1 protein-coding gene is annotated in these 755 nt (G+C 47.2%); it reads right to left on the minus strand.

Features of this window, described 5'->3' with window-relative positions; translation table 11 throughout:
• Positions 1 to 755 (minus strand): Ig-like domain-containing protein (locus A3735_RS01840; protein ID WP_156499319.1); only part of this gene is annotated, 755 nt, incomplete at both ends.

The raw sequence follows: 755 nt of genomic DNA on the forward strand, positions 1-755 counted from the left end.
GTCGCTATGGAAGGCGTATCTGCAATCAAGGAGACAGCCGCTGTATCGCTAACGGTTGCACCATCAAGTGTTGCGCTGATAGTTGCTGTGCCAATACTAATAGGTGCGGTAAGCGTTGCGCTGTAGCTACCATCTCCATTGTCGGTGCTTGTGCTTATGGACCCCGCTGTCGTGAAAAATAACACTGTTTGGCCGCTTACTGCCGTTGGTCTGTTGCTTAGGTCGTAGCCATCCAGAGTGATTGTAGTGGTGGCACTACCATTGGCGACGATGCTTGCATTATTTGCAGAGATAAGTGAAAAATTTGCGTTGGCAGGAAGTTGATCAGGCCCGGAGTCTTGTATGTGTGAATACGTTGTGGAGGCATAATCTTGCTGAAGGTCAAAGCCGCTTTCCTGGAAAAACAGGTGAGCTTCAATTAGAAAGTTGCCACTCGGTTCATCTAACTGATATGAAACACTATTTGTTCTAGTCTGAGTTTGCCCTACAAGCCCTGGAAAGTCTTCGGTGGCTTGGCTGTGCATGTTGCCGCTCTGGTCGATAAGGTTTACTTCTAGCCGGTAGCCACCCTCTCTGGTTGTGAGTACTTCGGTATCTAGGTTTAAAGTAACTGTGCCACTATCTATATCAATAGAGGACAGGCTAATATTGATGAATTCAGAGCTATCATCATCCCCTTCATCGATAAGTAATTGTCCCCAATTGACTCGAGTGGCCCAAGGGTTTGCTATGGTGACTTCGACGATATTGTTCCC

Source organism: Oleiphilus sp. HI0061, from assembly GCF_001635675.1.